We start from the raw sequence: 8253 nt of genomic DNA on the forward strand, positions 1-8253 counted from the left end.
CTGAACATGCTCGCGTATGTAATAGTTGGATGGACGCGTGAGTTTATTGGACTCTTATCGCATGAGGTTGCGGCGCAAGCGCCGGGTTTTGCGCTGCCTTCGCAAGTCCCGAGAATTGGCGCCCATCCGAAACAACACATCCAACATTCGCCCCGGTGCGGTGCTGTTGGCCAGTGTGGTCCGGAACGAAAAAATCCGGCTCCCATATTTCCTGAAATACTACCGCAGCCTTGGGATCGATCATTTCCTGTTCGTCGATAATGACAGTGATGACGGCACTGCCAAGTTCCTTTCCGAACAACCGGACGTGTCACTCTGGCACACGTCCAGCAGCTACAAGAGCGCCACGTTTGGCGTGGATTGGATAAACTATCTGCTTCGCACTTATGCCCGCGAACACTGGGCTTTGACGGTCGACCCGGATGAGTTTTTTGTCTACCCCTTCTGCGATTCGCGCCCCATCCGCGCCCTAACTGATTGGCTGGACAACAGCGCGATCCGCAGCTTCAGCGCCATGCTGATTGACGTCTATCCCAAAGGCCCCATCAACCAGACGCCCTATACCGAAGGGCAGAACCCGCTGGAAATTGCCAACTGGTTCGACCCCGGTAACTATACAATCTCCAAAAACCCCCAGTATGGAAATCTGTGGATCCAGGGAGGTCCCCGCGCCCGGACGTTTTTTGCGGACACTCCAAGAAAAGCGCCCGCACTGAACAAGATACCGCTGGTCAAGTGGTCAAGACGGAACACCTATGTCAGTTCCACTCATTCCCTTATGCCCCGCGGCCTGAATCAGGTTTATGATGACTGGGGCGGAGAAAAGCCAAGTGGCGCGCTGCTGCACGCCAAATTGATCGATACATTCGGCGCCAAGGCGCAGGAGGAGTTGCAACGCGGACAACACTATGCCGAATCCAGCGAATACAAGCGCTATGCCACAGACCCGCTAGGCCAGACAGATTTCTGGTGTCAATGGTCCGAGAAATATATCAACTGGCGTCAGCTTGAGATTTTGGGCCTCATGTCCAAAGGAAACTGGGCATGAGTTCACTGGGTGTCATCATGCTGGTTCACACCGATCTCGACCGCGCCGAGCAGGTCGCGCGGCACTGGACGGCTTCCGGTTGTCCTGTTGTCATTCATGTCGACAAGAAAGTTCCATCCGAGTTTTATAGTCGGTTTGCAACGTCCTGCGCCAATGACCCTCTGATCTCCTTTTCCAAACGCCATCTTTGCGAATGGGGCGGATGGGGCATCGTCGCGGCCTCGCAATCAGCTGCGGAACTGATGCTGTCGCAAAATCTGGACGTGAGCCATATCTACCTGGCGTCGGGCGCCTGCCTACCATTACGACCGGTCTCCGAACTGATCGACTATTTGGCGACCCGCCCCAGAACCGATTTCATCGAAAGTGCAACCACCGCCGATGTACCCTGGACTGTTGGCGGGTTGGAATCCGAGCGGTTCACTCTGCGATTTCCGTTTTCTTGGAAAAAACAGCGCCGACTATTCGACAGCTACGTTAATCTGCAGCGCCGCCTGAAAATCCGGCGCAACATTCCGGATGGTCTGACACCACACATGGGCAGCCAGTGGTGGTGTCTGACACGTCAAACCTTGTCCGCCATCCTTCAAGATCCAGGCCGCAAGATCCACGACCGGTATTTTCGCAAGGTCTGGATTCCGGATGAAAGCTATTTCCAAACTCTGGCCCGGGTGTATTCATCCAATATCGAAAGTAGGTCGCTGACGTTGTCCAAGTTCGATTACCAAGGCAAGCCGCACGTCTTCTATGACGATCACCTGCAACTGCTACGCCGGTCGGACTGCTTTGTCGCCCGCAAAATCTGGCCGCACGCCAATCGGCTGTATCAGGCATTTCTGACCGATCAGACAAATGCCATGAAGCCCGCAGAACCCAACCCTGGTAAGATCGACCGGGTTTTTGTCAAAGCGGTCGAGCGCCGGACGCGCGGGCGCAGCGGGCTTTACATGCAAAGCCGCTTTCCACATCCAGGGCGCGAAAACGGGATGACGGCTGGTCCATATTCAGTGTTTCAGGGGTTTTCGGATGTGTTCGAAGATTTCGAAAACTGGCTCGCCAAAGTGACCGGCGCCCGAGTACATGGTCATCTTTATGATCCTGACCACGCGGAATTCGCGGACCGCGAAACTATCATTAACGGCGCATTAACTAACAGTGCCGCCCAGCGCGACTATAATCCCACCGCATTCCTAACAAACCTGATCTGGAACACCCGAGGGGAATACCAGTGTTTTCAATTCGGCCCAGCCGACAACCAGAAGATCAACCCCTTCATCGCACGTGACAAGAACGCCCAGGTTTCGGTCATATCCGGTGCATGGGCGGTGCCCTTGTTCAAATCAAATCGGGATTTCGCCGATTTGCGCAAAGAAGCGGCCAGATTACAGCAGATCGAAAGCAAGCAGTTGGATCTTCTGCGGGAAAATAACGTCAAGGCACGTGTTCGCATCTGGACAATGGCAGAATTCGTGGAATCGCCGATGGAACCTCTGCAAATGCTTGTTGACGAAATTGGTCATTCCAACCGCCGACATTTGTCTCAAGCGCCAACCATGACCGATCTCACCGGGTTTGGGCGGTTCCTGCAAAACCTCAAGAACCAAGGGATGCATCCTTATCTGATGGGCGATTTTCCGGTCGATCATCATCCGACACCCTCATCCATGCCCGCAAAAAAACCCTATCTGGTACAGTAGTCCGGTATGAACGCCAAATTCGATTACTTTGTCGTATTCGCTGAAATGCGGACCGGCTCCAATTTTCTCGAATCCAATCTGAACACGGTGGATGGGCTGCACTGCCATGGCGAAGCGTTCAATCCGCATTTCATCGGCTATCCGAACCGCGAAAATATTCTTGGGATCACGCAGGAAATGCGCGACGAAAACCCCTTGTCACTGATCGAAGCGGTAAAAAAAGCGCCCGGCAAGTTGAATGGGTTCCGGTTTTTTCATGACCACGATTCAAGGGTACTGGACTTGACTCTGCCCGACCTACATTGCGCCAAGATCATCCTGACCCGCAATCCGTTGGACAGCTACGTTTCCTGGAAAATCGCACGCGAGACCGGCCAGTGGAAGCTGACCAATGCCAAACGCCGCAAGGATGCCAAAGCGAATTTCGACACCGCTGAGTTCACGCGGCGTGTTCATGACTTGCAGGCCTTTCAGGTTTTTCTGCTGAACAGCATGCAACGCAGCGGCCAATCCGCGTTTTATCTTGACTACGAAGATCTGCAGGATGTCGAGGTCATCAATGGGTTGGTGCATTGGCTGGGCCTTGATTCCCGGATCGACAAATTAGATGACGGTCTCAAACGGCAAAATCCGGGGCAAATATCCGACAAGGTTGCCAATCCCGAAGTCATGTCAAAAGCTGTCGCCGACCTCGACATCTTCAACCTGTCCTGGACGCCGAGCTTCGAGCCGCGTCGCGGCCCGGCAGTTCCAAGCTACGTCGCCGGGTTGCATACGCCTTTGATGTTCCAGCCCGTCAAGTGCGGCCTGGAAGATGATGTGGCAAAATGGCTGGCCGATCTGGATGGTGTCACGGTTCCGGATCTTCAACACGGAATGACGCAGAAAAACGCGCGACAGTGGATGCGTGAACACCCCGGTCACCGACGATTTACGATCCTGCGTCACCCTCTGGCGCGCGCGCACACTGCATTTTGCCGCCACATTCTGCCCAACGGTCCGGGTAGCTACAGCCAAATCCGCAACACGCTGCGCCGAAGGTTTCAGCTACCAATTCCTGCAGACGGCCCAGGAAAGGGGTATACCGTCACGCGACACCGAGAAGCATTTGAAGCGTTTCTTCGGTTTTTGCAACTGAACTTGGCCGGTCAGACAGGGATCCGTTTGGACGGAAGCTGGAGCCCACAATCCAGCGTGCTGACCGCTCTCTCCGGCTTTGCCCCACCCGATCACGTGATCCGGGAAACTGAAGCTTCCAAAGCCCTGCCCGCGCTTGCCCGACATCTCGGACACCCGAACCCACCTCCCATTCCTCAGGGCACCACTGACACACCCTACGGTTTATCAGACATTTACGACTCCGACCTAGAGGCGCTGGCACAAGACCTGTACCAGCGCGACTTTCTGCTTTTCGGATTCGAACCTTTCAGGCCGGTCTGAGCACCGCCTCAGGGCCGCAAGGTGATAATTGTACCCTCGTTGACCATAGCATAGATCTCTTCGATCTCTTCGTTGGTTACCGCGATGCATCCGGCAGTCCAATCATCCGTCTTGCGAGCGCGCTGACGGTCGCTTTTCGTTTGCGGCTCGCCATGAATGAAAATGTCACCGCCCGGATCAACTCCCGCCGCCTTGGCCAGCGCTACGTCCTGCGAGTTCGGATAGGAAATTCCAATCGACAGGTGGTACCTGCTGCGGGGGTTGCGCCGGTCGATCAGATAGGTTCCCTCGGGCGTCTTGCCATCGCCCTTGATGGCCTTGTGCCCATCCGGGGCGAAACCAAGACCGACCTTGTATTCCTTCAGGATCTGCTCGTTGTGCAACAGATAGAGTTTTCTCGCACTTTTATTGACGACCAGAGATGTTACCTCAGGCCCATGATAGGTGCGAAATTTCGATGGAGACGCGCCACACGCTGAAACACCCAACGTTGCCAATGCGCCCAATCCAAATGCTCGACGGTCCATTGTTTCACTGCCTGCTCTTTTTTGTTTTGTCATCCATTATGCCACAAAAGCCAAAATCCAAAATCACTTTTTTGTCGGGTTTTGGCTTGTGATCAGCTGTTCTATCGCCTCCAGCCGTTCCAGCACCTCGTCACGGTAGGCGTCGGTTCTCTCTTCATCCTCGGCGTGATGGGCATCCTGCATTGAATTTACGATCAGGCCGACCAGCAGGTTCACCACCGCGAAAGTCGTCACCATGATGAATGGCACAAAGAACACCCAGGCATACGGATAAACCTCCATCACCGGGCGAACGATTCCCATCGACCAGCTTTCCAGCGTCATGATCTGGAAAAGCGTATAGGCCGACAGACCCAGATCACCGAACCAGTCCGGAAAGGAATTGGCGAACAGCTTGGTTGCTATCACTGCACCGATATAAAAGATAATCGCCATCAATAAGAACACACTGGCCATGCCGGGAAGCGCCTTGATAAATCCTTCGACAACGCGGCGCAGGCTTGGCGCTACGGATATGACCCGAAGAACCCGCAAAATCCGCAAGGCTCGTAACACCGACAAACCCTGCGCACCTGGTATCAGGGCGATGCTGACGATGGTGAAATCGAAAAGGTTCCACCCGTTCAGAAAAAACCGTCGCCCGCGTGCCGCAAGCTTCATGGCGATTTCGAAGATGAAAACCCCAAGGCACAGCGCATCCAGCGTGTCGATTACCGGGCCGAACCGCTCCATCAGGCTAGGCGCGGTTTCCATCCCCAAAAGGATGGCATTGAAAATGATCACAACGGTGATGAACCGCCCGAATCCGGGCGCGCTTGTGAATGCGTCCAAACGCTGACGAAACCCGATGGTGTCACTTTCCAGACTGCTCATGTTCCTGCCTCTTTCAGTTTGAAGGACGCCGCAAGTTCCACATGCGCCGACCATCTGAATTGGTCTACAACCTGCACCCATTCCAATACATACCCGGCGCTTTTCAATGTTTTTGCATCGCGTGCAAAGGTCACCGGGTTGCACGAAACATAGGCCACGACCGGTGTCTTTGCCCTAGCGATTTCCGCCACTTGCGCCTCGGCTCCCGCACGAGGAGGGTCCAGAACGATGGCGTCGAACTTTGCCAGTTCATCTGGCATCAGGGGCCGACGGAACAGGTCACGCGCTTCGGTAGAGACTCTTTTCAAACCTTGCGTCTTACGCCAACCCTGATCCAGCGCCCGGATCATAGCAGCATCGCCCTCGACCGCGTGCACTTCGGCCTTCTGCGCCAAAGGCAAGGAAAAGGTCCCGCATCCCGCAAACAGATCGGCAACCTTTCCGGCATCCGCCAAGATGTCCTGCACCGCCTGCAACAAAACGTCCTGACCGTCCTTTGTCGCCTGCAGGAACGCACCGGGCGGCGGCACGACCGCAGCCGACCCGAAACTCTGTACGGGCGACACGCGCGTGGCAATGATTTCGTCATCCCACGTCAGCCGAGCCAAGCCGTGTTGTTCGGTCGCCTGCGCAAGTGCCAGTTCCAACGCGCCGTCCAACGGTTTGCCGCCCCTGACTGCCACGTCCAATCCTGCTTCTGACAATGTCAAAGTCACGGCCAGCACACCCTTGCGACTACCGCCCAACACCGCAAGCGCCTCGGCAACAGGTATTGCTGTTATCAGCGTGGGGTCCAGAAGGTGGCAGTCCGGTATCTCGGTGATCACGTCCGAGGCCTGGCCATGAAACCCGGCCAGAGTTCCTTTCTTGGTCCGGCGCACAGCAATGACGGCCCGGCGGCGCGATCGCTCAGGCGACGTATGGATCGGCCGCATCGATACTTCTAGGCCCTGCGCCGCTAGCGCAGTGCGGACCACGCCAACCTTCCACTCGACCACAAATTCATCCGAGGCATGTTGCAACTGACACCCACCGCAGGACTTGTAGTGGCGGCACAGCGGTTTGATACGGTAATCCGAAGGTGTCTCAATCCGGATATCCGTCAGGTGCGCCCCGGTCAGAACGCCGCTAACCACCTCACCGGGTAAGGTACGCGCGGCATAAACAGGGCCTGCGGCAATTCCGTCGCCCTGATGCCCAAGCCGCTGAATGGTGTATTCCTGTCTCATGCATGGCCTGATAGCGGGACGAGGGCGCAGGCAAAAGCCTTATTCTGCGGCTTCGGTTCGAATAAAACCGCCCGACTGGCGATGCCAGAAACGGGCGTAAAGGCCGCCTTTAGTCAGCAGTACCTCATGCGTACCCGTTTCCACAATCCGCCCGTGATCCAGTACGATGATCCGATCCATTTCGCTAAGCGTTGACAGACGGTGCGCAATGGCCAGCACCGTCTTTCCTTCCATCACCCGGTGAAGCGCGGCCTGAATCGAGGCCTCGACTTCGGAATCAAGCGCGCTGGTGGCTTCGTCCAGCACCAGAATTGGCGCGTCCTTGAGAATGGCGCGCGCCAAAGCGATCCGCTGTCGCTGCCCGCCGCTAAGCTTTACACCGCGCTCGCCCAGATGCGCGTCATAACCTATGCGGCCCTGCGCATCCTGCAGGTTCAGGATGAATTCATGAGCTTCGGCCTTTCGCGCCGCTGCGATCAACTCGTCTTCGCTTGCCTCGGGACACCCGTATAAAATGTTGTCCCGAGCCGAACGATTGAACATCGCAGTTTCCTGCGTGACCATGCCGATCTGGCGCCGCAAGCTGTCCTGCGTGACCGCGGATACATCTTGCCCGTCGATGCTGATATCGCCGGTTTCCCTGTCATAGAGACGCAACAAAAGCGAAACCAGCGTGGATTTTCCGGCTCCGGACGCACCAACGATACCCAGTTTTTCACCCGGTGCGATCGTCAGCGTAAGATCCTGTACACCACCCTCTTCGCGCCCATAGGCAAAGGTCACATTGTCAAATTTGATCCGTCCGCCGGTTACGCCCAACTCGGTTGCGTTCGCTTCGTCCAGTATGCGTCTGCGGGCCGTCAGGGTTTTCATGCCGTTTTCGATTTCACCCACGTGCGCATACATGCCCATGAGCGTGAAACTGACCCAACCGGTCATCTGGGCGATACGGATCGACACGGCTCCCGCCGCCGCAATGTCGCCCGCGCTCGCCGTGCCCGCTTGCCACAGCAAAAGCGTCGATCCCAAAAGCAACACCGGCAGAATTCCTGCCAGCGTCATCAGGATGAACCGGAAACTCGCCGAAAGACGCCCGAAATCGAGCGAACGTTCCCGCAGTTCGACCATAGATTTTCGCGCAGCCTGATCCTCGTTTTCAGCATGGGCGAACAGTTTGACCGTTTTGATGTTGGTGATCGTATCCACCACCTGCCCCGACACCATCGCGCGCGCACCCGCGCGCGCACCCGACCGTTTTCGGATGCGCGGCAAATACCAGCGAACCAACCCGAAATAGACGGTCAGCCACAAGACGAACGGCAACATTACCAACGGATGAATAGACCCTAACAAGGCTAATGATCCAACCAAGGAGGCCAGCGCAAACACCACGGCACTGATCGCGTCTGATACAACGGATGTCAGAGCGCTGGAGGTCT

At 56.0% G+C, this 8253-nt stretch carries 7 protein-coding genes; 3 read left to right on the forward strand and 4 right to left on the reverse strand.

Annotated features, from left to right (window positions below; genetic code table 11):
• Window positions 1–61: 61 nt before the first annotated feature.
• Genes AC2FNB_RS07875 through AC2FNB_RS07885 form a run of 3 tightly spaced genes read left to right on the forward strand, consistent with a single transcriptional unit; the run spans window position 62 to window position 4185 of the window.
• A complete protein-coding gene (locus AC2FNB_RS07875) occupies window positions 62–1048 on the forward strand; it encodes a glycosyltransferase family 2 protein (protein ID WP_496745535.1) in 987 nt (328 codons plus the stop codon).
• Window positions 1045–2745 carry a DUF5927 domain-containing protein gene (locus AC2FNB_RS07880; protein ID WP_496745521.1) on the forward strand — a complete coding sequence of 567 codons (1701 nt, stop codon included), beginning with the start codon at window positions 1045–1047 and terminating at the stop codon, window positions 2743–2745. The genes AC2FNB_RS07875 and AC2FNB_RS07880 overlap by 4 nt, the downstream gene beginning before the upstream one ends.
• Window positions 2746–2751: 6 nt before the next feature.
• Entirely contained in the window at window positions 2752–4185 is a 1434-nt protein-coding gene (locus AC2FNB_RS07885; protein WP_496745522.1) for a sulfotransferase family 2 domain-containing protein, read from the forward strand.
• 8 nt (window positions 4186–4193) lie between these two features.
• Here the strand turns inward: AC2FNB_RS07885 and AC2FNB_RS07890 are convergent, their stop codons facing one another.
• The 4 genes from AC2FNB_RS07890 to AC2FNB_RS07905 form a co-directional block, all read right to left on the reverse strand.
• Entirely contained in the window at window positions 4194–4712 is a 519-nt protein-coding gene (locus AC2FNB_RS07890; protein WP_496745523.1) for a L,D-transpeptidase family protein, read from the reverse strand.
• Between the two features lie 63 nt (window positions 4713–4775).
• Window positions 4776–5585, reverse strand: a complete 810-nt coding sequence (locus AC2FNB_RS07895; RefSeq protein ID WP_496745525.1) for an ion transporter — start codon at window positions 5583–5585, stop codon at window positions 4776–4778.
• Window positions 5582–6814, reverse strand: a complete 1233-nt coding sequence (locus AC2FNB_RS07900) for a class I SAM-dependent RNA methyltransferase (protein ID WP_496745527.1) — start codon at window positions 6812–6814, stop codon at window positions 5582–5584. Before AC2FNB_RS07900 ends, AC2FNB_RS07895 begins: the two co-directional genes overlap by 4 nt.
• 39 nt (window positions 6815–6853) lie before the next feature.
• The coding region (locus AC2FNB_RS07905) for an ABC transporter ATP-binding protein (protein WP_496745528.1) at window positions 6854–8253 on the reverse strand (1400 nt) is incomplete at its 5' end.

The organism is Ruegeria sp. BHSB058 (assembly GCF_059613285.1).

What these genes read in the sequence shown, in the direction of transcription:
- AC2FNB_RS07875 (WP_496745535.1), top strand. Translation starts at nt 62, where the DNA reads ATGAGGTTGCGGCGCAAGCGCCGGGTTTTGCGCTGCCTTCGCAAGTCC.
- AC2FNB_RS07880 (WP_496745521.1), top strand. Translation starts at nt 1,045, where the DNA reads ATGAGTTCACTGGGTGTCATCATGCTGGTTCACACCGATCTCGACCGC.
- AC2FNB_RS07885 (WP_496745522.1), top strand. Translation starts at nt 2,752, where the DNA reads ATGAACGCCAAATTCGATTACTTTGTCGTATTCGCTGAAATGCGGACC.
- AC2FNB_RS07890 (WP_496745523.1), bottom strand. Translation starts at nt 4,712, where the DNA reads ATGGACCGTCGAGCATTTGGATTGGGCGCATTGGCAACGTTGGGTGTT.
- AC2FNB_RS07895 (WP_496745525.1), bottom strand. Translation starts at nt 5,585, where the DNA reads ATGAGCAGTCTGGAAAGTGACACCATCGGGTTTCGTCAGCGTTTGGAC.
- AC2FNB_RS07900 (WP_496745527.1), bottom strand. Translation starts at nt 6,814, where the DNA reads ATGAGACAGGAATACACCATTCAGCGGCTTGGGCATCAGGGCGACGGA.